Origin of the sequence: Vibrio sp. 11-4(1), from assembly GCF_013048625.1 — a bacterium.
Taxonomy (GTDB): domain Bacteria; phylum Pseudomonadota; class Gammaproteobacteria; order Enterobacterales; family Vibrionaceae; genus Vibrio; species Vibrio diabolicus.
Map to the genome: position 1 here is coordinate 501,992 of NZ_VHSY01000003.1, position 22,979 is coordinate 524,970.

Consider the following 22,979-nt stretch of genomic DNA (forward strand, 5'->3'; position numbering starts at 1 on the left):
AACGCTCTCCAACTGGAGAGCGTTTTTTTGGATTAGATTAATGCACTTTGACTTGCGAGCTTGTGCTCATCAACGCATTAGGTGGCGTTGATAGCAACACCTCTAGCTTGGCATTGCGCGCTTCAAGCTTGCGCTGACGCTTAAGTAACTTTTGTTGTTTTTTCGCTACTTTTAACAACTTCTTCTGCTGCTTATAATGCTTTTTCAGTGCTTTTTTCGCTTTCTTAAGCGATTTTTTATCCGCTAAATCAAACCATACTGGTGCGTCGGTTCTTACTGGCTCCAGGGATTTTTCGGCTTGCTTTTTCTCTTTCACGCGTTCAACAACACGCTTCACAATCGCTGCTTTTTCGTTGCTTTGTTTTGTTGTCATAGGAATCGGTTGTACTGGCAGCGCTTCAGCCAATAAGCCACATGATTGTTGCTCGTTCAATGGCTTGTCTTGGCATTTTTGCGGCGGAATAGCGGCTGGCTTACACAGGGTATCTTTGGCCGCTGAAGAACGTGCGCAAGAGCGACAAACAAACTTTGGTGCGAAAACTAAACGATGGATGTCGCCAAGCTCCGCCGCGATCTGTTTACGACTCATTTTACATAAGCGTTTAGCCATTCTACTACTCCAGCTTCCCAATTATCGACCGCATCACAACAAGTGAAATAATAATAATTCTTAGTTAGATATACAGTCAGGGAGGAGAATTAGCAAGAGAAAACTATCAGTAACGATTCAGAAAGAGAGGCTTGATCACAGCACGATACACCGTACTGTGACAAGAAAAGTTGAGCGGTCAGGAAGTTATGCCATTGAGGCTTTAACGTAGACATCAAAGCGATTTTTTTTGGTTTCAATCGCCATAGTCGGCGTTTGCTCGTTCAGCCAGTTTGCATAGTCTGGGCGCTTCACCACCACGCGTTTTGTGGCTAACGCCATGGCAGGATCTAGCAAACCATCGGCGTCCAAATCGGCGCCAACCAACGATTGGAAAACGCGCATCTCTTTTTTTACGAGCGCCGATTTCTTCTTGTTTTCTGGGTGCGGATACATAGGGTCGAGATACACCACATCTGGCTGAACAAAGTCTTCATCTTGTGCCAGCTGTTCCAATGCATCATGACTGGAGGCATGGATCAGCGACATACGCTCTGATACCCAAGTTCCAATTTCAGGGTCTTGTTTCGCACGCGCTAACCCGTCATCCAGCAACGCTGCGACTACCGGGTGTCGCTCCACCATCTGTACCTTACAGCCGAGCGAAGCCAAAACGAATGCGTCACGTCCCAGCCCCGCCGTGCCGTCTAGAACGGTTGGCGTTGCCCCTTTGTTCAAACCTGCGGCTTTTGCGATGGCTTGGCCCTTACCACCACCAAATTTTCGGCGATGTCCCACTGCGCCACCAATTAAATCGACAAAAATAGCGCCCAACTTTGGCTCATCCACTTTACGCAGCTCTAAACGCTCGGTGGTCAACACCAAAGCAAAATCGCTCTCGTCAGTGTGAGAAAGCTGCCAGCGCGCAGCCAGTTCATCCAGATGAGGTTGTTGAGACGGGTCTTCACAGATCAATTGCAGTTGCAAAAGTAGGCTCCAATAAAAAATCGCGGTAACTGGCGCTGAGTGTATACCTAAGTTACCTCTCAATGCTAGGTTGAGCTTGATATGACAAAACTACTCAGCCTTCAGTCGCTCAACTAACTCAGAAAGCGGTTGAGGATGCCCAATACCGTAGCCTTGGCCATAATCCACACCAAGATCGATCAAATGCTGCATGACTTGTTCGTTTTCGACAAACTCCGCCACCGTCACTTTGCCTAGCTGTTTTGCCAGATCATTGATCGAGCGAACCATTACACGGTCCATTTCATTTACGTTGATATCTCGCACGAAAAGGCCATCAATTTTCACGATATCAACGGGAAGTTTCTTTAAGTAACCAAATGAAGACAAGCCCGAGCCGAAATCATCCAATGCAATCATGCAACCCAACGCTTTGAGCTTGGTGAAGAGCTCAATGGCTTGCTCAAGATTACTCATCGCTGCTGTCTCGGTGATTTCTAGACAGATTTTTTCACACGGCATGGACGAACGTTCCAATCGTTCCAATAAGAAATCGATAAATTCTTGATTCCCCATAGATTGACCTGAAAGGTTTATCGAACAACGGCCGAGTTTTTCAACCACCTCCGGGCGTTGCTCAAACCATTCTAGCGTTTGAGTAATGACCTGTTTATCAATCCAATGCGCAATGTTGTAGCGCTCGGAGGCAGGAATAAATAATGCAGGAGAAACATAATCACCATATCCATTGCGAATGCGCACTAAAATCTCAAAATACATCTGAGCATCGTGCTTTTGTAAGCTTTTGATCGGTTGAGCAAATAGCTCTAAACGCTGATTCGACAATGCCTCATGCACCAAATTGACGCTCTGCATTTCCATCTGGCGACGTTGTAGCTCTTCGTTATCTAAGCTGAACAGATTGTAGCGGTTACGGCCTTGCTCCTTGGCGGCATGACACGCCGAGTCTGCTTGAGCGTGCACCATTTGCGGCGTCTCTGCCGTATGATCGATGATACGAATACCAATAGAACAACTGATGAACAAGCGTGTATCTTCCCAAATAAAGAGATGCTCACTCAACGTCGAGATGATCAGTTTAGCGATATTAATGGCGCCGTATTCGTCGCAATCTTTGAATAGTACCGCAAACTCATCGCCTCCCATTCGAGCCAAGATGGAATTGTATGGCAGCACTTCCTCTAACATGCTGGCGCAAAATTGAATCGCCGCGTCACCCGCATCATGCCCAACCGTATCATTGAGGACTTTTAGCTGATCTAAGTCGAGGTATAGCATGGCGTGGACGCGACGATGGCTGTCCACCTCACGCAGTGCGGTCTTGAGCTCTAGTTCAAAGTGGTTTCGGTTATAAGTCCCTGTCAGTAAGTCATAGCGCGCTTGATATTCCAATTTCTCGGAAAGCTGTTTGGTTTCTGTAATATCTTCACCCACAATCAACAGCTGATCAGATTCACTCAGTGGACGAATGTTCTCACGTACCCAAACACGATGACCATTTGCATGGCGGTACTCGACTTCCCGTCGCCAGACCCCATGCACCTGTTGATTGGGTTGCAATAGCACTTGGCGAGGAAACAGTACCTTGTCATCAAAATAAAACTCCCTTAGGCGGTGTCCGAGCATGTCCATCGGTTTGTAGCCGAGGAGTAGCTGAGCAAATCGATTCACTTCTTGAATGCGATTGTTGCTGTCGAGCGTCACCATCATGACGGGCTGTTGCTCATAATAGTTACGCAGGGTTGATTCGCGTTGATAGAGCTTATCTTCCATCAACTTACGACTAGTGATATCGCGCGCTTCAAACAAGTATTGCTTTTGATTTCCTACTTGCTGAGAAAAAGGCTTGAGTGAAATTTCCAACACCAATGTACCGTGCTCTTTACTCCAAATTTCAGCCTCAAACGTCGACACTTGATGGTGAGGCGCGTGGAAATACGCCTCAAGCAACGATTGTGCTTTCTCACTCCAATTGGGATGAAACCAAAGTGGTCGGTCTAAACGCAGCCCTTGGTGATACAGCAAAGATTGCAGGTGATCGTTGCCCGATTTAAGTACACCGTTGGCATCCAAAATGCCCATATACTGCATGCTCTGATCAAAAATCGACTCTAAGATGGCTTGGCTTTCTCGCGCGGCACTCTCGCTGCGACGCATCCGCTGTAAATAGTAACCCATCAACAAAATGACCACCGACATCACCACAAACAGGCTACCAAACAAGCGAATTTCTTTGGCAAAACGCTCAGAAAACTTCATCGGTTTATTAAAAAATACCGCAGAGACCTCTTGCTCAGCACCCAGCCCCCAGCGCACTACAGCTTGATAATCGAGCTTGATTTCAGAATCACTTTTCTTCACGGCTGGCAGAGCTTGGTCAGGGTTATCCAACACAAACTCAAGTATCTCAGCGCTCTCTATGCCATGCCGATAACCACTTTGGATCACGCCACCAACCGCACCGTGCCCTAAGCCAATGTCGTGCACCATAAACAGCGGCGCATTTGAGGCTCTGTTGACGCCAATCCAGTCACGTTCACTGCCAACCACACCTTGTTTATCTCGGTAATAGGTCCAAAACAGGACGACTTTATCTTTATTCAGCTTCGCTACTTGTTGCTTTAAGTCAATGATACTATCGGGAATAACTTGCACGATTTTGTCGCGATATTGCGGATGTTCATGTACAAAATCGTCGATTTGATAGCGTAATACCTCTCCCGTTACGGAATGGTCACTGACAATAAGAATTTGGGTGTAATCAGGGTGTAGGCGCTCTATGAGGGCTAAATTTGCCTCCAAATCGACATCTTCTGTTACTCCTGTTGCGTTCAGAGATTGGTGCAAAGAAGGATGATAATTATTGATGCCATTAAATATAACCGGGGTGTCTTTGATGATTGGCGCCAAACGCTGCATCAGTTCAAGCGCGTTGTTGTCGCTCACTAAAATGGCATCGAATCGTTCTGTGCTTAATTTCGTACGATATAAGGATTCAAGCTGAGCGAAAAACTGCTCACTCTGGTTACGTTTCGAGTCTAAATAGAGCACGCGCATATCCAGCGATCGATCACCCAATTGCTGCTCGATACCTCGCTGTATGGAATCCGTCCAGAAAAAACCTTGATGATAGGAGTGCACGACCAAAACTTTCGGATCTGAGGCCGCGGCAAACGCGCTCCAACATAGCGCGACAATAACCAGAAAACGCTGCACATTATCTCCATAGCTCGGAGTTAACCCGCAGTTACTCCTGCCAAACCTTGTGAATCCTATCCGCTATGAGTATAAAAGGGAGGTAAAACTCTATCCCTAACGGAAATAATAGTATGAATGCGAGCCTGCCGAAACTCGACGACCTTGACCGCGCAATATTAAAAACACTGATGGCTGACGCCAGAACGCCCTACGCAGAAATGGCCAAGCAGTTCGATGTCAGCCCTGCCACTATCCATGTGCGTATTGAGAAGATGAAATCGGCTGATATCATCGAAGGAACGGAGGTGATCGTAAACACCAAAAAGCTCGGCTACGATGTGTGCTGCTTCATTGGAATTAACCTAAACGCAGCTCGTGATTACCATTCCGCGCTAGAAAAACTCAACGCGCTCGACGAAGTCGTTGAAGCTTACTACACCACGGGCGCGTATAACATATTCGTCAAATTGATGTGCAAATCGATTGAAGAACTGCAATTTGTGCTGATTGATAAGCTGCAAGCCATTGATGAGGTTCAGTCTACGGAGACATTGATATCGCTGCAGAACCCAATTAACCGCAGTGTGAATCCGTGAATTTTTTATAAAAATGGACAAAAAAGGCCAACCGAATGGTTGGCCTTAGTATTTTTGGAAAGACAGCGTGCGCTTACGCTGCAATACCAGAATGGCGCAATAGCGCATCAATTTGTGGTTCACGACCACGGAAGCGCTTAAACAGCTCCATTGGTTCTTCGCTACCACCCATTTCTAGGATGTTATTCAGGAAGCTTTGACCCGTTTCTTTGTTGAAGATACCTTCTTCTTCAAAGCGAGAATACGCGTCTGACGACAGCACTTCAGCCCATAGATAGCTGTAGTAACCCGCGCTGTAACCACCAGCGAAGATGTGACCGAAGCTGTGCGAGAAGCGCGCCCACTCAACGGCTGGAACCACCGCAACTTTCTCTTTCACTTTCGCCAGCGTTTCTAAAACGCGTGCACCCACTTCTGGGTCGTATTCGGTGTGCAGAGTAAAGTCGAACAAACCGAATTCTAGCTGACGCAAAATACCCATCGCCGACTGGAAGTTCTTCGCCGCGAGCATCTTATCTAGCATCGCTTTTGGCAACGGCTCGCCTGTCTCATAATGACCAGAAATGAACGCCAGTGCGTCTTCTTCCCAACACCAGTTTTCTAGGAACTGACTTGGTAGCTCAACCGCATCCCAAGGTACGCCATTAATCCCTGATACCGCGCCAGTTTCTACTTGCGTCAGCATGTGGTGGATACCGTGACCAAATTCATGGAAAAGTGTCACAACTTCATCGTGCGTAAACAGTGCTGGCTTGTCGCCCACTGGACGGTTGAAGTTACACGTTAGGTACGCCACCGGCGTTTGCAGTTCGCCAGAGAGCGTAATACGACGACCACGACAGTCATCCATCCACGCGCCACCACGTTTGTGCTCACGTGCGTAGAGATCTAAGTAGAAACTGCCACGCAGTGCGCCTTCAGCGTCAAAGATATCGAAGAAACGCACAGATTCGTGCCAAGTGTCCACGCCTTCGCGCTCAGTAACTGTCATGCCAAACACGCGGTTTAGCACTTCAAACAGACCACTGACAACCTTTGACTCTGGAAAGTACGGGCGCAGTTCTTCATCCGAAATTTGGAACAAGTGCTGCTTTTGTTTCTCGCTGTAGTAAGCGATATCCCACACATGCAATTCTTCAACGCCAAACTCACTTTTCGCAAACTGACGCAACTCTTCCACTTCACGTTCACCTTGCGGTTTCGCACGTGTCGCTAGGTCATTCAAGAAGCCCAACACTTGATCTGGCGTTTCGGCCATTTTCGTTGCTAACGATTTCTCGCTGTAAGTATTGAAACCCAACATGCGTGAAATTTCGTGACGCAGTCTCAGTTGCTCAGTAATGATTTCTGAGTTGTCCCACTTACCAGCATTTGGACCGCGATCAGAAGCGCGCGTCACATACGCTTCGTACACTTCTTTACGCAACTCTTGGTTGTCGCAGTACGTCATGACAGGTAGGTAAGATGGGATATCCAGCGTAATGAGGTAACCATCTAGCTCTTTTGCTTCTGCCGCGGCTTTCGCTGCTGCCAGCGCCGATTCTGGCATGCCAGCAAGGTCTTTCTCATCCGTGATGTACTTGGTCCAACCCATGGTGGCATCCAGTACATTGTTAGAGAATTTAGAGCTGAGCTCAGACATGCGCTTGCTGATTTCGCCGTAACGGTGCTGCTCATCGGATGGTAAACCAATACCCGATAGCTCAAAGTCTCGTAACGCATCGGTGATGGTTTTTTGTTGAGCGCGAGTCAGCGTTGCGAATGCATCACTGGCTTTAATCGCTTTGTACGCTTCGTACAGGCCTTTGTGCTGACCAACCCAAGTGCCGTACTCTGACAAAATTGGCAAACAACTTTCGTACGCTTCACGCAGATCTTCGCTGTTCACCACGGAGTTCATGTGACCCACTGGCGACCAAATACGGCTTAAGCGGTCATCCGCTTCTTCAATTGGCGCAATCACACTGTCCCAAGTTGGGTGAGCATTATCTTTTAGAACTTCATCGATTTTCGCTCGGCATTCAGCAATCGCTTGTTCAACGGCAGGCTTGATGTGTTCTGGTTTAATTTGAGAAAACGGAGGTAAGTCCGTAAACGTCAGAAGAGGATTAGACATGAATAATTCCTTTTGTGTTTTGACTCTGTGATTGCCTGTCTATTTTGTGTAGATAGGCCAACTCAATGTACAGACGAGCCAGCAACATGGATTGGGGGAGCTCCGTTCCCTTTCTCTATGCTGCGATGACCATATAGTCAACGAGCGCTACTCTGTCCTTGAGTCTTGTTATACCTAAATGAGATTTCACACTCTTTGAGCACGAGAAACTCACCTAGTTCAATTCGATTACCAATAGTAAGTGTGGGTGACTTAAAGAAATTTCAATAGTGAGCCCCTAGTTAGAGGAACGGATTTGATTGGAAGTTCTACATCTTTAAGTTACTTGAGTATAATACCGCCATAGAGTGAAAATCACAGACCACACTCAACCAAAGAGTGTTTCGAGAGTTTAATTTGTTAAGTTACCGCCACAGCTTCCACGCTGGCAACCATGCCGACGTGGTCAAACACATCGTTCAAAGCCTCATTCTTGATGCGCTGAAACAAAAAGATAAAGCGTTCGTTTATCACGATACCCACTCGGGTGTGGGCCGTTACGATCTGACTCACGAATGGTCTGAAAAAACGGGCGAATACAAACAAGGCATCGCGCGTATTTGGGATAACCCAAATATTCCTGAAGACATCAAAAGCTACATCGATGCCATCAAAGTACTCAACAACGGCGAAAAACTGCGTTACTACCCAGGTTCACCACGTGTGGCACGTGCGCAAATCCGCCCACAAGATCGCATGGTGCTGACGGAGCTGCACCCAGCCGATCACCCGCTGTTGGAGCAAGAATTCCATCGCGATCGCCAAGTGAGCATCTTCAAAGAGGACGGGTTCCAGCGTCTAAAAGCAAGCTTACCACCACAAGAGCGTCGTGGTTTGGTGCTGATTGACCCACCATACGAGCTCGCGAAAGAGTACCGCGATGTAGTGCGAGCGATTCATCAGAGCCATAAGCGTTGGGCAACCGGTATCTACGCGATTTGGTACCCAGTGGTAAACCGTCACGACATCGAAGATATGATCGAAGGCCTGGAAGCACTGGGCATTCGTAAAATTCTGCAAATCGAGTTAGGTGTCGCACCCGATACCAACGAGCGCGGCATGACGGCATCCGGCATGATTGTGATTAACCCGCCGTGGAAACTGGAAAGCCAGATGAAAGAGATTCTGCCATTCCTGCAAGACGCGATCGCACCAGCCACCGGCCACTGGAAAGTGGACTGGATTGTGCCAGAGTAAGCTCATCTGCACCGAAACCTTCTAGCGCAACGACATTTTCGTTGCGCTTTTTTATACTCTCAACTTTGCCCTCTCATCGCGCTTATTCTTCTTTTTGTGCCTCTCATCGCTATTTGTCATAAGTAATGTCGCTTTTTCCCATTTAGGAATTCGTTACATTCGATTTATGATAGTGGGATAACGGTGGCATTGAGTTCAGGCAAGGTCATCCCAATCTATCTATGTACCAGATAAAATTTATAAGCTCTTGGAGAAAGTAATGGCGACTCATTTTGACTATATCTGTATCGGTGGCGGCAGTGGCGGCATCGCATCTGCAAACCGTGCGGCGATGTACGGCGCGAAAGTTGCGCTAATCGAAGCTCAAGACCTTGGTGGCACCTGTGTCAACGTAGGTTGTGTACCGAAAAAAGTGATGTGGCATGGCGCGCAAATCGCAGAAGCAATGAACCTGTACGCAGAAGATTACGGTTTTGATGTCGACGTGAAAGGTTTCGACTGGAGCAAACTGGTTGAGAGCCGTCAGGCATACATTGGTCGTATTCACCAATCTTACGATCGCGTTCTTGGCAACAACAAAGTAAACGTGATTAAAGGCTTTGCTAAGTTTGTTGACGAAAAAACTGTCGAAGTAAACGGTGAACATTACACAGCAGATCACATCCTGATCGCGGTTGGTGGTCGTCCTACTATTCCAAACATTCCAGGCGCTGAATACGGCATCGATTCAAACGGCTTCTTCGACCTAGCAGAACAACCAAAACGCGTTGCGGTTGTGGGCGCTGGCTACATCGCAGTTGAAATTGCTGGCGTACTGCACGCGCTAGGTACAGAAACGCACCTGTTCGTACGTAAAGAGTCACCACTACGTAGCTTCGATCCAATGATCATCGATACGTTGGTTGAAGTGATGGACGCAGAAGGCCCAACACTGCACACCCATTCTGTACCAAAAGAAGTGGTAAAAGAAGCCGATGGCAGCCTAACTCTGCACCTAGAAAACGGTGAGAGCCAAAACGTTGACCAACTAATCTGGGCAATCGGCCGTCACCCAGCGACAGACGCAATCAACCTAGCGTCAACCGGCGTGGCAACGAACGAAAAAGGCTACATCAAGGTAGACGAATACCAAGAAACCAACGTGAAAGGCATCTACTGTGTGGGTGACATCATGGAAGGCGGTATCGAGCTAACACCAGTAGCAGTGAAAGCGGGTCGTCAACTTTCTGAGCGTTTGTTCAACAATAAACCAAACGCGAAGATGGACTACGATTTGGTTCCAACTGTGGTATTTAGCCACCCACCAATCGGCACTATCGGTCTTACAACGCAAGAAGCGGAAGAGAAGTACGGCAAAGACAACATCAAAGTCTACACATCTGGCTTTACTGCGATGTACACCGCCGTTACTAAGCACCGTCAACCATGTAAGATGAAGCTTGTATGTGCGGGCGAAGAAGAAACGGTTGTTGGTCTGCACGGCATCGGTTTCACGGTAGATGAAATGATCCAAGGCTTCGGCGTAGCAATGAAGATGGGCGCAACCAAAGCAGACTTCGACTCTGTTGTGGCTATCCACCCAACGGGCTCAGAAGAATTCGTAACGATGCGTTAATTGCGCGCTAATCGCATTGCTGATTTCAGCGAATCATTCGAAAAGGTCACCTTAGGGTGACCTTTTTTGTTTGCCCATGCTTAACTCGCATTCTCCAATAACGTGCGAATAAACTCGGCTTTGATAGCACTCTCCTGCTTACCGTCATGAATCAGACACAAGTCTGCACGCAGTGACTCTTTCAGCTTGATAAAACGAATCCCATGCCAATGATGCTGAGAAAACGTCGACGGCACCAACGTCACGGTGTTGCTGTTTGCTACATACGCCATCAAGGTGCTTGGCTCCACCACTTGTTTGCCAATATGGGGTGAAAAGCCTTCTTGCAGACAGGCATTGATGATGAAGTTTGCCGAGGCAGAATTCGCCAAACTCATAAACGCAAACTCACACGTCTTTAAATCTTGGAGCCGCAGCAAAGATTTGCTGGCTAACTCATGTTGCTCCGACACCGCCACCACAAACACATCTTTGCCCAAAGACACCGACTGATACGGATAAATGTTGAGTGCATCGGCAAAACGTACAATACCCACGTCAATTTTCTTCTCACTCAGATGCTTCTTTTGCGTCTCTGGGTTGAGGTCAAAAATGTCGGCATGATAACTGTCATGCTCAGCATGGAAGCGCTGTAACAGACGATCAAATCCGCCCCAAAATGCGCTACTTACCACACCAACTCGCAAGATGTTTCTCTGGTTCAAACCCACTTGCTGCACTTGATTGAGCGAGACATCTAAGGTCTGAAAAATCAGTTGGCATTTGGACTCCAACAATCGCCCGGCCTCCGTCAGCATGACGTTTCTTGAATCACGCTCAAACAGTTTGACGTTAAGCACTTCTTCCAACTCTTTGATGCGATTGCTCAACGGCGAATTGGTGATATTGAGGTTCTCGGCCGCCTTAGTGAAATGCTTGGTTTGTGCGACCTCGTAAAAGTAACGCAGCATCTTCAGCGTCACGCGCTCAAATGGTTCTGACTTCATGCATTGAGTCCTAGCGAATTTCATCATCCTCTTTTTAAGGATGATAGTAGCGAATAAAGCAAAGATAACTAGCGCAGAAAGTCACACAATGGAATCAACACACAACCAGAAGGTGACTAACATGAATCACGATCCAGTAATCGGCGCACTACAAACCATTCGCGAACGCAAACCAAACTTCCAACCTAAAGCGGCGTTTATTTTAGGCTCTGGCTTAGGCGTATTGGCAGACGAACTACAAGACAAAGTGGTCATTCCATACGAAGAGCTCGAAGGCTTTCCGGTTAGCACCGTGCAAGGCCACTCTGGTGAGTTGGTGCTTGGTACCATGGGCGGCGTAGACGTAGTGTGCATGAAAGGTCGCGGTCACTACTACGAACACGGCTCAATGAAGGTCATGACCACGCCCGTGCGCACCTTTAAAAAGCTGGGCTGTGAGTTTCTGCTCGTCACCAACGCGGCAGGCTCACTTCGCCCTGAGCGTATTGATGTCGGCTCTCTGGTGGTATTTCATGACCACATCAACACCATGCCTGAATCGCCAATGATCGGTCCGAATGATGAAGAGTACGGCCCGAGGTTCTTCAGCCTCGTCAATGCGTACGACAAAGACCTGCGCGCAGAAGCGTTTGAAGTCGGCAAAGCCAATGGCATTCACCTGAATGAAGGTGTGTTTGTCTCTTACACAGGCCCCAACTTTGAGACCGCAGCCGAAATCCGCATGATGCAAATCATCGGTGGTGATGTAGTGGGCATGTCGGTCGTGCCAGAAGTGATTTCTGCAGCGCATTGCGGCTTACCCGTATTGGCAGTGTGTGCGATCACCAACATGGCAGAAGGCTTGGGAGATGTAGAATTGTCTCACGCCCAAACATTGAAGTGCGCGAAGCTAGCCGAAGCAGATTTCATTCGCTTTATTAAGCGCTTTATGAAGCATCACTTCTAAAGCCGCTTCATTCCAAAAAGCAAAAGGGTCATCAAGTAACTTGATGACCCTTTTTCGTATCACGTTTTCTAACGTTCGGGGGTATTTCGGAGCCGTTTGTGCGTTTTACTTAACTGCGCGAACCAATTCAGCAATACCTTCCCAATCGCCGTTGTCCATCATTGCGGTTGGCACCATCCAAGTACCGCCACAAGCTACAACCGATTTCAGCGCTAGGTAATCTTCCACGTTGGATGGGCTTACGCCACCTGTTGGCATGAATTCCACTGGGTAAACCGCCGTGAGTGCTTTCAGCATGCTTACGCCGCCTGATGGCTCAGCAGGGAAGAACTTCAACGTACGCAGACCCATTTCCATCGCTTGCTCAACCAAGCTTGGGTTGTTTACACCTGGTACGATAGTCACGCCACGTTGCTGACAGTATTTCACTGTGGTTGGGTTGAAACCTGGGCTAACGATAAAGTCCACGCCCGCTTCGATCGCGATATCCACTTGTTCTGTGGTCAGAACGGTGCCCGCGCCAATCAACAGCTCTGGGTACGCTTCACGCATGATGCGAATCGACTCCGCCGCCGCTTCTGTGCGGAATGTTACTTCAGCACATGGTAAACCGTTTTCTACCAACACTTTTGCCAGTGGCAGAGCGTGTGCTACGTCGTTGATTGCGATAACTGGGACGATTTTGATTTCTCTTAATCGTTGTTCAAGTGTTGTCATGGGGAACCTCTAAAGAATAAAGCTTAATGTTGCGACGATAATAAACGCGATACCACCAAGTAACGTTTCCATTACCGTCCAAGTTTTTAATGTGGTTTTCTCATCCATCTCAAGCAGACGAGAGACCAACCAGAAACCAGAGTCATTGAAGTGAGACAGTACCGTTGCACCACCCGCAATCGCGATTACGATAAAGCAAAGGTCTAGTTCACTCAAACCTGTTGATGCTGCCACAACTGGCGCGATAAGAGCCGCCGTCGTGGTTAGCGCTACGGTTGCCGAGCCTTGAGCAACACGCAGACAGGTTGAAATCACAAACGCCGCCACAATCACAGGCATACCTGTGTCTGTAAGAACGTCAGCCAGTGCATCACCAATACCGCTTGAGCGCAATACGCCGCCAAACATGCCACCTGCGCCCGTTACTAGGATAACACCACAGATTGGAGCCAATGACTCACCACATAATTTTTCTAGTTTTGCCATGCCGTAGTCTTTGGCAAACACAGCCAGACAGACAATCAAAGTAATCAGCAACGCGACTGGGGTTTTACCTAGCATACGTAGGAACTCAACCAGTGCCGTTTTGCCATCAATCAAACCTGCAACCGCCAGTGTGTTCAATACCGTATCCAAACAGATTAGCAGGACTGGCAGCACAAGGATGGTCATAACCGTGCCAAATTTTGGTGCGTTGCGCTCATCCACCATCGCTTCGCCATTAAAGAAGGCTTTAGATAGTGGGATATCGAATTTTTTGCCCGCGTACAAGCCAAATAGGTAAGCGCCAAGGTACCAAGTGGGAATAGCAACCAAAATACCCACCACCAATAGCAGACCGATGTTTGCGCCAAGGAATTCTGCCGCTGCAACCGGACCAGGGTGTGGTGGAACAAACGCGTGCATAACCGCAAAAGCACCGGCTGCAGGCAACGCGTATTTAATTGGTGAGCCACCAAAACGAGCCGCCACACTTAGGATGATTGGCATCATCACTACAAGGCCAGCATCGAAGAAGATTGGGAAGCCAAACAGTAATGAAGCGACGCCCAAAGCAAATGGTGCACGCTCTTTACCAAAGCGACCAATCAAAGTGTCTGCCAGCACTTTCGCACCGCCAGTCACTTCAAGAATTTTACCGATCATCGCACCAAGACCAACCAGCAATGCTACGGAAGCCAGTGTGCCGCCGAAGCCGCCCATCATGGTCGATACGACTTTCTCAGAAGGAACGCCAGTGGCGATTGCTGTGCCTAAACTCACCATAGTAAGGGAAGCAAAAGCATGGACTTTCAGTTTAATGATCAGAACGAGTAACGCTGCAATGGCAAGGCCTGCAATCGTCAGTAGGAACGTAGGATCTGGGGCTTGGGTTAATTGCTCCATAGGTTCACCTTTAAGAATTATTGTTTGTGTTATGGTTCACATTTATTTCAGTTACCGGTAACATGTTACCGATAACATAAATAAGATAAACCCATATTTTAAAGTGAATTCAAAAATTGAGATCACGCGCAAATTTGGTTATGAGGATAAGTTATGGCTGGTAGTAGTGTCATCGTTATGGGCGTTTGTGCTAGTGGAAAAAGCACAATTGGTGAGCATCTAGCGAAAAAGCTAGGGCGTAAATTCATTGATGGTGATGATCTTCATCCACGAGCGAACATTCAGAAAATGGCATCGGGCCAACCTCTGAACGATGATGATCGCAAGCCATGGCTAGAACGCATTCGTGATGCGGCGTACAGCCTAGAAAGCAAAAACGAACACGGCATTATTGTTTGTTCAGCACTGAAAAAGATTTACCGCGATCAGATCCGCGAAGGCAACGACAACGTGACCTTCCTGTTCCTTGATGGCGATATGGAGTTGATCCTTAATCGCATGCGTATGCGCAAAGGCCACTTCATGAAAGAAAACATGGTGAAGAGCCAATTCGAGACGCTAGAGCGCCCAGACAACGAGCCTCAAACTCTGATCATCAGTATCGACGGAGACATCAGCGACGTGGTGGAACGCTCTGCCGCTGAGCTAATCAAAATGCAAGCGATCGAGGTGGCGTAATGACTCACTCTGTTGTTCTTGAGGTCACACAACGTTTGACCGAGCGCAGCCGTGAAGCGCGCGCTGCGTTTCTTGCTCGCACCGAAGTGCAAGCCGAAGCTGGCAAAGGCCGTGTTGGTTTATCTTGTGGTAACTTAGCCCATGCAGTCGCCGCTTCTTGCTCTTCTGAAAAGAAAAATATTCTCGATTTTACTCATGCCAATGTCGCGCTGATCAGCGCCTACAACGACATGTTGAGCGCCCACCAACCGTACCAAGACTACCCAGCGCAAATCAAACAAGTACTGGCGGACTACGGCCATACAGCGCAAGTCGCAGGTTGTGTGCCAGCGATGTGCGATGGGGTGACTCAAGGTCAAGCAGGCATGGATATGTCGCTGTTTTCGCGTGACTTAATTGCGCAATCAACAGCGTTGTCTTTGAGTCACAATGTCTTTGATGCCACATTACTGCTTGGTATCTGTGACAAAATCGCCCCGGGGCAACTGATGGGCGCGCTGTCTTACGCGCATCTACCGACTGCGTTTGTACCAGCGGGTCTGATGGCAACAGGCATCAGCAATGAAGAGAAAGTCGACGTGCGCCAAAAATACGCAGCGGGTGAAGTCGGCAAAGACGCTCTGCTGGATATGGAGTGTCGCGCTTACCACTCTGCGGGGACGTGTACGTTTTACGGCACAGCCAACACCAACCAGTTGGTGTTCGAAGCCATGGGCTTGATGCTGCCAGGTTCGGCATTCATCCATCCCCATACCCAACTGCGTAAAGCGTTAACCGATCACGCAGCTCTGAAAATCGCCTCTATGACGGCGGGTTCTGCACACTTTCGTCCGCTGGCAGAAGTGGTCACAGAAAAGAGCTTGGTCAACGGCATCATCGCTCTACTCGCATCTGGCGGCAGTACCAATCACACCATTCATATGATCGCCGTGGCGCGTGCTGCTGGCATCTTGCTCACGTGGCAAGACATCAGCGATCTGTCGGATGTGGTTCCTTTGTTAGCTCGCGTTTACCCGAACGGCCCAGCCGATATGAACGCGTTCCAAGACGCGGGGGGCGTGCCAGCGTTATTGCACCGCTTGAACCAATCCGAGCTTTTGCATCGCGATGTGAAACCCGTGTTTGGTGAATTTGAAGACCAAATGACGCGACCGAGTCTTGTCGATGGACAACTGACTTGGACACCGTGCCAAGGCAGCCAAGACGGTGACGTGATCGCCAAACCGGACGCCACTTTCCAAAACACCGGCGGCACTCGCGTACTGACTGGCAACTTGGGTAAAGCCGTGGTGAAAGTGTCTGCGGTGAAAGAAGAGCAACGCGTGATTGTGGCACCAGCGATCGTATTCCAATGCCAACACGAAGTGGAAGCCGCGTACAAACGTGGTGAGCTGAACAAAGATTGCATCGTTGTGGTCACACACAACGGCCCAGCGGCAAACGGCATGCCTGAACTGCACAAGCTGATGCCCATTTTAGGTAACGTGCAAAAAGCGGGCTTTAAAGTGGCGCTGGTTACTGACGGTCGTTTATCTGGCGCGTCAGGTAAAATTCCGTCTGCGATTCATGTTTCTCCAGAAGCCATTCGTGGTGGCGCGATTGGTTTGGTGCGCAACGGTGATTTGATTCGCCTTGATTGCCAAACGGGCGAACTGAACAACTTAAGCGATACCACTGGTCGCGAGTTGATTCATTTCGACACCGAATCTACCCAACAAACATGGGGACGAGGCTTGTTTAGCGTGATCCGCCAAAACGTCTCTAGCGCAGAAGAAGGCGCAAGCTTCATTGTTTAAGCCAGAAAAACAAAAAGAGCGGAGTTTGATACTCCGCTCTTTGTATTTGTCTTCGTTGTTTTTGTTTAGCTTGATTAAGCGGTTTTCATCACCACGACCGCAGCAATCACCACAAAGATACCAAACCAGCCGATTGGCTTAAGTTTCTGCTTAAACAGCAAGGCTCCACCCACTGCGGTACCCAAGATACCGATCGCGCCCCAAGAAGCATAAGCAATGGCTAAGTCGATCTCTTTAACCGCTTGTGCCAACAGCGTGAATGCTGTCAGTACCAACACAATCGCCGCAATGCCCCAGCCTTTGTATTTAAAACCTTTTGAGCGTGTCAGCGCCATATTGGCCATGATATCGACCAAGGCAGCCATCACGACAAATCCAAATGACATCGTAAAAAATTGACTCATGATTCGCACCTTGTACTAGCAGAAAATGAACGTTCTTTTGCCGGTTTATCGGCGTTTTTCTCAGCGTTAGGTTGATCGTGTGATTCCCCTAAAGTCACACACACAATGCCGACAACGGCTAACATCAAACCAAACAGCTCTTGATGGTTTAAGTTGGCATCAAAGGCGATGATCGACACCACGGTGATCAACGAGATACCCAACCCTTCCCAGACAGCGTATGCCACACCGATCGATATTTTCTTCGCGGCAAACGCGAGAAAGTAGTAAGAGATTGCGATCAGCACATACATTACGATGTAGCCCCACCACCCGTGCCCTTGTCCGATAAGAGACATAGTGCTGGTGCCAGCCACTTCGGCAACGATGGCGAGCAATAAAAATAGACGTGCAACTAGCATGATTAATCCTCCATCAGAAATTAAAAAAATGCATAACGGAGAATGGTGAATGTCGCGTACCTGTATCGACATTCAAAAAGTTAAAAAGATAAAAATGAGCCACTTCTCCTGACTATTTGAGATAAGGTTAGCGCTGGGTAGGAAAAAGAGACAGGTAATTGAGATATTCATTTTTGAATATCTTAAGAAGTAAGTTGTCTATGTAATAACACAATACTGACAAGGTTAAAGCACCAGCTCTCTCATTCAGCCGATGCCATAAAGTGACGTCACTGCGTAAAAATCAGCGGCGTATTGAGGGTTTGTCGCACCACTTTATGCAGGTGTCTGTGCAAAGGATGGTTGCGGTTGGTTTGAAGGAAACCGCCAGAGACCACAAACTGACTGAACTCACGGTTGACGAGTGGCATTGCGTAAGACGCCAGTTCCGGCATCAACAATGCCGAGCTTTGACTGGCATACATAATTGCGTCGGTTTCTTGCAGCATTTGGCAAGCCACGCGCAAATTATAGGATTTCAATAACACCACGGGCTCATAGCCCATGCGGCGATACTCGGACTCCACGGTACAAAGCGGTTTATATGACGCGGGCGCAGGCAAAGAAACAAGGGGCAGCTTGGAGACCGTGTCCCAATCATTGCTGACTTTCGACAAGGTCGGATGGTTTTTACGCGCCAAAATCACTCGTTTTTCAACGAATAACGGGCGCATGTAAATGTCTTTCGACAGTTCGGTCTCTTGGTCAAGAATGCAGTAATCGTGCTCACCTTCGAGCATTTCATCGTGCGAGTAACTGTTCCAACTGGAAAAGGCAAAGTGCGCTTTAGGGAACGCTCGATGGCAGCCAGTTAGCAATCGCTGCCCTTGTTCATCCATCAAATAAGGGTCGGTTACAATCGCGATCTGTCCTTGATATTGCTGAGGGTCGAATACTTCAAACTCTTGCACCACTTTTTCCAGTGGTGCAATCATGTTATCGAATTCGGCGGCAAGGCGAATCGCCATGGGAGATGGCTCTACCCCATGCGCTTTACGCACAAATAGCGGGTCATCAAACACTTGCTTAAGCTTCATTACGCCGCGGCTGGCGCTCGGTTGAGAAATGCCAAGCTGCATTGCGGCCAGCTTGATGCTGCGGTTTTCCACCACGGCTTTTAATAAACGCATTAAGTTGAGATCCAATGCATCCAGCTGATGTGCCATACCCTAACCTGCCAATACCATTGATGAGCGAATACGAAGAGCGGTTAACTGCGAGTTAAACACTCTCTCCTGAGGTAATTTGATACCCCATATCAACCACTTTTTCTTCTTGCGCTTCACCTTTCAGACGCGCGATCAAAAGCTCTGCGCTCTTTTCACCGATTTTGAAACGCGGTGTATCGACGCTAGTCAGTTTCGGGCTGATGGTTTGACCAATATCCAGCGCGTTATAGCCCACTACCGCCAGCTGCTGCGGAACTTGAATGCCACGTTGTTGCGCGCTCAGCATGGTCCCTATCGCGATGTCGTCGTTGGTACAGAATACGCCATCAAGCGTTGGGTGAGTTTCTAGCGCGCGTTCAAGCAAATCATGCGCTAAAGAGAAGCTAGAGTGATCACCCGTTAATACGTGCTTAGGTTCTAGCCCTGCTTCCGTCATCGCGCGATCATAGCCTTGCATACGCAGCTTGGTTCGCGTATCCAAACGCGCCCCAAAATAAACGATTGTGCGCTTACCTGAATCTAGCATCTGCTTAACCGCCGTGTACGAGGCATCTTCATGATCGAGCCCGACCGCCATATCAATCGGCTTTGGTGGTAGTTCCATGGTTTCCACTACAGGGATCCCTACATTTTTTATCATTTGCAATGTACGCGGCGTATGATGGCTTTCAGTGAGAATAAGTCCATCGACCTGATAAGAGAGTAATGACGCGATCTTGCGTTCTTCTTCAAGCTCATCGTAGCTAAAATGCGCTAAAAGCGTCTCATAGCCATTGGCTTTGGTTACCATCTCGATGCCCTGAACAAAAGAAGCAAAAATTTGGTTGGACAATGAGGGCAGTAAAATACCAATGGCTTTACTGGACGACTTTGACAGCATAGCGGGGGCGCGGTTTTCGATGTATCCCATCTCTTCAATCGCAGTCGCAATCTTGGCCCGAGTCTTTTCTGCCACCGATTCAGGGTTACGCATATAACGTGAAACCGTCATCTTCGTGACGCCAACTTGGTCTGCGACATCCTGCAATGTCGTGCGAGTTTTCTTATTCTGTTGAGCCATAAATATGTGATTTATCAGTAATGTTACAAGTAACATTATGACGAATAGACTCTCTGCCGACAAGCTCAGTGAAAATAATTCGCAAAATCATGACGTTATTATTCTATTAGCCACCAAATTGCGTTTCATACATTGTGAGTCAAAGCCGAATAAATAAATGACATTTATATCAAAGTTCTTATAAAATGCCGTACCTAAAAGAATAAGACATTAGGCACAGTGCAGTTAGGCTCTAGCGAAACCCAGATTTACTATCACTTGCTTGATCTGGACGACTCCCAAAAGCAGCAATACCTCCAAGCATTGCAACAAAGTCAACCTGAGCTGTATCAACAACTCGTTCCTCTTTTAGCCCACGAGACACCTGAAGAACAACTAACGCAGTTACTTTACTTTGGTGCTCACCAGGCTACGAACCGAGACGTCGATCTAAGCGGAGAAGTCATCAGTAAGTATCGCCTAACTCATGAGTTGGGTCGCGGTGGCATGGGTGTCGTTTACGCCGCCCTACGTGCAGATGAAACGTTCGAACAAGATCTGGCCATCAAGTTTATTCAAAGCAATTTGAGTAATGTGCTGGGACAACGTGCACTCTTCGATGAGGCACAACTGCTCGCACGTCTAAACCATCCGTACATAGCGAAAGTGTTTGATGGCGGTCTTCATCAAGATTCAGTTTACATCGTGATGGAGCGGGTATTTGGTCAAACCTTAGATGAATACCTGTCAGAAAATAAGCTGGAAAAGACGGAAAAACTGTTGCTGTTTAAGCAGATTTGTCAGGCGATGGAGCACGCCCACCAGCATCATGTTTTGCATGCCGATCTAAAACCAGAAAATATACTGATCGATCGTAGCAAACGACCCAAACTGCTCGACTTCAACTTGACTCAAAAAGCGCACTCCACCCGAGAGGGCTCACCCTCGGCACTGATTGCGTTTAGCCAAAATTTTGCCAGCCCTGAGCAGCAGGCTGGACAAGTACTGACAGAGCAAAGCGATGTTTATTCATTGGGCAAAATCCTCGCTTTGATGTTTCCGTCACCAGCGGTTTGGTCTGATGTGTATTGGGTGATAAGACGGGCGACGCGTCCAGCCACCCAAGTGCGATACTCAGATGTACGAGCGCTACGCATTGATATCGAGCGAATTATCGAACGTCGCCCTATCGAGCAGAAAAAACACTGGCCGTTGTATAGCGCCTTTCGCTTGGTGCAACGGCGCCCTCTTGCTTCTGCATTGTCAGGCATCATCGTGCTATCAGGTGTGCTATTTGGCAGCGCCATGATGCAAAAGAATATCCAACTGCAACAAGAGAAGAAGATTGCAGAAGATATGATGTACGAAATGACTCGTCTTATCTTCCACGCGAAGGGGCAAAATGTCGAGCACCTCTCAGTGAGCTCCATGATGGAGTTAACACGAAGACGGATACTCTCTAATCCAGATATCCCCAAACATATAAAACAAAAAATGTTGTTGGCGATGATGACACCGGTGCCAAAGAAGCACCTAACTACTCCAATGAGTTGTCAGCCAAATTGTGCGTCTGAGGACAGCACCAACCAATAAGGCTTAAAACAAGATGTATACACGTTCAGTGGTATTTTGGCTGTCTGCATTGACGGCTACCTCCACGTTAGCAGCAGACACTTCTGCTGCCACTTCACACCCGCCCACTTCAACCGTGAAGCAAGGCTACTTTATCGATGCGCCAGTGACTGGCTTGTATTACAAAACCAGTTCCAATATCACTGGCGTTACCCAACAAGGGGCATTTCACTACCAACCTGGTGATGTGATTAGCTTCTTCCTTGGCAACGATGATAAGGGTTATCTGCTGACAACCTTATCGAGCCAAGAAGTGCTTACACCGACGATGGCAACAACCAAACCCAGTCGTAGCATCAATATGACGCGCCTGCTGCTCTCTCTCGACAGCACGCCTGAGAATCGTAAGGAAATTGTCTTAGCCAACCGCGTGTTGTCTGATGCTCGCTTTCAAAACCAGCTCAAGGGCCTTGACCTCAATTATCTGGATGACGCCAAACGTCACCTCAATCTCGACTGGGTATCTGTCGATGAGGCAATCGAGCACCTAAACGAAAGCCAGCAGTACATTGAAAAAAACTTTGCCTCAGATGAGATCATCTTTGAACCTCGCGGCATGACGTTCAAAAACATCGTGATCAAAAAGAAAGATTGGCAAGGCCGAGCTTGTGCTTACGACTTACGTTATCAACATCATCCTAAATATCGCCCTCCGTTTGGTGAAACTCGATTCACCATCACCAAAGATTCATTGATTGAGCATCCAAGCATTGGCGATCATTTTCAAGGTTGCTTCCTCTCGATGAAGCGCCCTATCACGGAAGACATTGTCGAGCCGATAAGCAAATTTGCGGATTGGTTTAATATCGTCGGTTGCTCAATCACAGGGTGCACCCGCAACGATTTGAATGGCTTCTCTCTCGAAGACTTTGATGATGAAGGCGACTGGAAATACCGCTCCGTTGCACTCAACTTTGATCCAAGTACTGAGCTACTGATGGAAAAAGTACAAGGCCTTGGGCGTAAAAAAAACATCCACCACCACAATCGTACAGAAATGCTGTGGTTTACCTACCCCAACACGAACGAACACGATATCGACTACCTCGGGGTATGGCAGCAGACCCAATACCACCAGCAGTCCATGACACAATCGTGCCTATTGATGCGCCACCAACAAGTCATGCGACTGCCACACAATGCAGACACCTGTCCAACCGACGCAAGCCTATACACACAAGATGTCACCCAAGAGTATGCGGACATGTGGTGGGTCAACAATAACGAACCCAAAGCCGAGCTTGCGCAAATGAATGTCATGGTACGTTGGTCAACGACCCCAGCCGAAATCAATTACACCACTTGGGAATATTTGCCCGCTGGCGCAACTTGGGAACAAGGCATTTTATATCGCTATCAACAAGATGTTCTCCGCAACCGAGACGGCTCCGATCGCATTGAAACCCACACCATTTCTGAATTTGTCAAAGTGAGCGAGGATGTATAACC

19 protein-coding genes are annotated in these 22,979 nt (G+C 48.1%); 8 read left to right on the forward strand and 11 right to left on the reverse strand.

Annotation, left to right across the window (positions count from 1 at the left end; all coding sequences use genetic code 11):
• Positions 1 to 37: 37 nt before the first annotated feature.
• From FKN16_RS08725 to FKN16_RS08735, 3 genes are all read right to left on the reverse strand, one after another.
• Positions 38 to 610, reverse strand: a complete 573-nt coding sequence (locus FKN16_RS08725; RefSeq protein ID WP_170902485.1) for a hypothetical protein — start codon at positions 608 to 610, stop codon at positions 38 to 40.
• Between the two features lie 186 nt (positions 611 to 796).
• On the reverse strand, positions 797 to 1,576 hold the full coding sequence (locus FKN16_RS08730; RefSeq protein ID WP_170902486.1) for a class I SAM-dependent methyltransferase: 780 nt from the start codon (positions 1,574 to 1,576) through the stop codon (positions 797 to 799).
• A gap of 90 nt (positions 1,577 to 1,666) precedes the next feature.
• On the reverse strand, positions 1,667 to 4,792 hold the full coding sequence (locus tag FKN16_RS08735) for an EAL domain-containing protein (RefSeq protein WP_170902487.1): 3,126 nt from the start codon (positions 4,790 to 4,792) through the stop codon (positions 1,667 to 1,669).
• 113 nt (positions 4,793 to 4,905) lie between these two features.
• Here FKN16_RS08735 and asnC point away from each other — a divergent pair, with 113 nt between their 5' ends.
• Positions 4,906 to 5,370, forward strand: a complete 465-nt coding sequence (asnC, locus tag FKN16_RS08740; RefSeq protein ID WP_005394393.1) for a transcriptional regulator AsnC — start codon at positions 4,906 to 4,908, stop codon at positions 5,368 to 5,370.
• A gap of 73 nt (positions 5,371 to 5,443) precedes the next feature.
• Here asnC and prlC read toward each other — a convergent pair whose 3' ends face one another.
• Entirely contained in the window at positions 5,444 to 7,486 is a 2,043-nt protein-coding gene (gene prlC / locus FKN16_RS08745; RefSeq protein ID WP_170902488.1) for an oligopeptidase A, read from the reverse strand.
• A gap of 396 nt (positions 7,487 to 7,882) precedes the next feature.
• Here prlC and FKN16_RS08750 point away from each other — a divergent pair, with 396 nt between their 5' ends.
• Complete coding sequence (locus FKN16_RS08750; RefSeq protein WP_054867837.1) at positions 7,883 to 8,722, forward strand: 23S rRNA (adenine(2030)-N(6))-methyltransferase RlmJ; 840 nt, start codon at positions 7,883 to 7,885, stop codon at positions 8,720 to 8,722.
• A 259-nt stretch (positions 8,723 to 8,981) separates the two neighbouring features.
• Positions 8,982 to 10,337: a glutathione-disulfide reductase gene (gene gorA, locus FKN16_RS08755; RefSeq protein ID WP_031818769.1), complete on the forward strand. Its 1,356-nt coding sequence runs from the start codon at positions 8,982 to 8,984 to the stop codon at positions 10,335 to 10,337.
• An 80-nt stretch (positions 10,338 to 10,417) separates the two neighbouring features.
• On the opposite strand, the gene FKN16_RS08760 is transcribed toward gorA, so the two are convergent.
• Entirely contained in the window at positions 10,418 to 11,323 is a 906-nt protein-coding gene (locus tag FKN16_RS08760; RefSeq protein WP_025509523.1) for a LysR family transcriptional regulator, read from the reverse strand.
• Positions 11,324 to 11,444: 121 nt separating this feature from the next.
• Here FKN16_RS08760 and xapA point away from each other — a divergent pair, with 121 nt between their 5' ends.
• The gene (xapA, locus tag FKN16_RS08765; RefSeq protein ID WP_170902489.1) at positions 11,445 to 12,269 is read left to right on the forward strand and encodes a xanthosine phosphorylase; all 825 of its coding nucleotides are present in this window, start codon (positions 11,445 to 11,447) and stop codon (positions 12,267 to 12,269) included.
• 105 nt (positions 12,270 to 12,374) lie between these two features.
• Here xapA and FKN16_RS08770 read toward each other — a convergent pair whose 3' ends face one another.
• Both FKN16_RS08770 and FKN16_RS08775 read right to left on the reverse strand, forming a co-directional pair.
• Positions 12,375 to 12,986, reverse strand: coding sequence for a bifunctional 4-hydroxy-2-oxoglutarate aldolase/2-dehydro-3-deoxy-phosphogluconate aldolase (locus FKN16_RS08770; RefSeq protein ID WP_005379148.1), 612 nt, complete (start codon positions 12,984 to 12,986; stop codon positions 12,375 to 12,377).
• A gap of 9 nt (positions 12,987 to 12,995) precedes the next feature.
• Positions 12,996 to 14,372, reverse strand: a complete 1,377-nt coding sequence (locus FKN16_RS08775; protein WP_005478622.1) for a GntP family permease — start codon at positions 14,370 to 14,372, stop codon at positions 12,996 to 12,998.
• A 153-nt stretch (positions 14,373 to 14,525) separates the two neighbouring features.
• Here FKN16_RS08775 and FKN16_RS08780 point away from each other — a divergent pair, with 153 nt between their 5' ends.
• The gene (locus FKN16_RS08780; protein ID WP_005478642.1) at positions 14,526 to 15,050 is read left to right on the forward strand and encodes a gluconokinase; all 525 of its coding nucleotides are present in this window, start codon (positions 14,526 to 14,528) and stop codon (positions 15,048 to 15,050) included.
• Complete coding sequence (gene edd, locus FKN16_RS08785; RefSeq protein ID WP_170902490.1) at positions 15,050 to 16,846, forward strand: phosphogluconate dehydratase; 1,797 nt, start codon at positions 15,050 to 15,052, stop codon at positions 16,844 to 16,846. The genes FKN16_RS08780 and edd overlap by 1 nt, the downstream gene beginning before the upstream one ends.
• 74 nt (positions 16,847 to 16,920) lie before the next feature.
• Here edd and FKN16_RS08790 read toward each other — a convergent pair whose 3' ends face one another.
• From FKN16_RS08790 to FKN16_RS08805, 4 genes are all read right to left on the reverse strand, one after another.
• A complete protein-coding gene (locus FKN16_RS08790) occupies positions 16,921 to 17,250 on the reverse strand; it encodes an SMR family transporter (RefSeq protein ID WP_005478614.1) in 330 nt (109 codons plus the stop codon).
• Positions 17,247 to 17,651 carry an SMR family transporter gene (locus FKN16_RS08795; protein ID WP_005455212.1) on the reverse strand — a complete coding sequence of 135 codons (405 nt, stop codon included), beginning with the start codon at positions 17,649 to 17,651 and terminating at the stop codon, positions 17,247 to 17,249. The genes FKN16_RS08790 and FKN16_RS08795 overlap by 4 nt, the downstream gene beginning before the upstream one ends.
• 269 nt (positions 17,652 to 17,920) lie before the next feature.
• Positions 17,921 to 18,856: a LysR family transcriptional regulator gene (locus FKN16_RS08800; RefSeq protein WP_005455215.1), complete on the reverse strand. Its 936-nt coding sequence runs from the start codon at positions 18,854 to 18,856 to the stop codon at positions 17,921 to 17,923.
• 55 nt (positions 18,857 to 18,911) lie between these two features.
• Complete coding sequence (locus FKN16_RS08805; RefSeq protein ID WP_170902491.1) at positions 18,912 to 19,919, reverse strand: LacI family DNA-binding transcriptional regulator; 1,008 nt, start codon at positions 19,917 to 19,919, stop codon at positions 18,912 to 18,914.
• A 219-nt stretch (positions 19,920 to 20,138) separates the two neighbouring features.
• Between FKN16_RS08805 and FKN16_RS08810 the strand changes: the two genes are divergently transcribed.
• Positions 20,139 to 21,491 (forward strand): serine/threonine-protein kinase, encoded by a 1,353-nt coding sequence (locus tag FKN16_RS08810; protein ID WP_170902492.1) that lies wholly within the window; start codon positions 20,139 to 20,141, stop codon positions 21,489 to 21,491.
• 13 nt (positions 21,492 to 21,504) lie between these two features.
• Positions 21,505 to 22,977, forward strand: a complete 1,473-nt coding sequence (locus FKN16_RS08815) for a chromosome partitioning protein ParA (RefSeq protein WP_170902493.1) — start codon at positions 21,505 to 21,507, stop codon at positions 22,975 to 22,977.
• Positions 22,978 to 22,979: the final 2 nt, after the last annotated feature.

Excerpts from the sequence above, each read along its gene's own strand:
- FKN16_RS08790 (WP_005478614.1), bottom strand. The coding sequence starts at position 17,250 with ATGAGTCAATTTTTTACGATGTCATTTGGATTTGTCGTGATGGCTGCC.
- FKN16_RS08725 (WP_170902485.1), bottom strand. The coding sequence starts at position 610 with ATGGCTAAACGCTTATGTAAAATGAGTCGTAAACAGATCGCGGCGGAG.
- FKN16_RS08805 (WP_170902491.1), bottom strand. The coding sequence starts at position 19,919 with ATGGCTCAACAGAATAAGAAAACTCGCACGACATTGCAGGATGTCGCA.
- FKN16_RS08780 (WP_005478642.1), top strand. The coding sequence starts at position 14,526 with ATGGCTGGTAGTAGTGTCATCGTTATGGGCGTTTGTGCTAGTGGAAAA.
- FKN16_RS08800 (WP_005455215.1), bottom strand. The coding sequence starts at position 18,856 with ATGGCACATCAGCTGGATGCATTGGATCTCAACTTAATGCGTTTATTA.
- prlC (WP_170902488.1), bottom strand. The coding sequence starts at position 7,486 with ATGTCTAATCCTCTTCTGACGTTTACGGACTTACCTCCGTTTTCTCAA.
- FKN16_RS08760 (WP_025509523.1), bottom strand. The coding sequence starts at position 11,323 with ATGAAGTCAGAACCATTTGAGCGCGTGACGCTGAAGATGCTGCGTTAC.
- xapA (WP_170902489.1), top strand. The coding sequence starts at position 11,445 with ATGAATCACGATCCAGTAATCGGCGCACTACAAACCATTCGCGAACGC.
- edd (WP_170902490.1), top strand. The coding sequence starts at position 15,050 with ATGACTCACTCTGTTGTTCTTGAGGTCACACAACGTTTGACCGAGCGC.
- FKN16_RS08795 (WP_005455212.1), bottom strand. The coding sequence starts at position 17,651 with ATGCTAGTTGCACGTCTATTTTTATTGCTCGCCATCGTTGCCGAAGTG.
- FKN16_RS08770 (WP_005379148.1), bottom strand. The coding sequence starts at position 12,986 with ATGACAACACTTGAACAACGATTAAGAGAAATCAAAATCGTCCCAGTT.
- FKN16_RS08775 (WP_005478622.1), bottom strand. The coding sequence starts at position 14,372 with ATGGAGCAATTAACCCAAGCCCCAGATCCTACGTTCCTACTGACGATT.
- FKN16_RS08815 (WP_170902493.1), top strand. The coding sequence starts at position 21,505 with ATGTATACACGTTCAGTGGTATTTTGGCTGTCTGCATTGACGGCTACC.
- gorA (WP_031818769.1), top strand. The coding sequence starts at position 8,982 with ATGGCGACTCATTTTGACTATATCTGTATCGGTGGCGGCAGTGGCGGC.
- asnC (WP_005394393.1), top strand. The coding sequence starts at position 4,906 with ATGAATGCGAGCCTGCCGAAACTCGACGACCTTGACCGCGCAATATTA.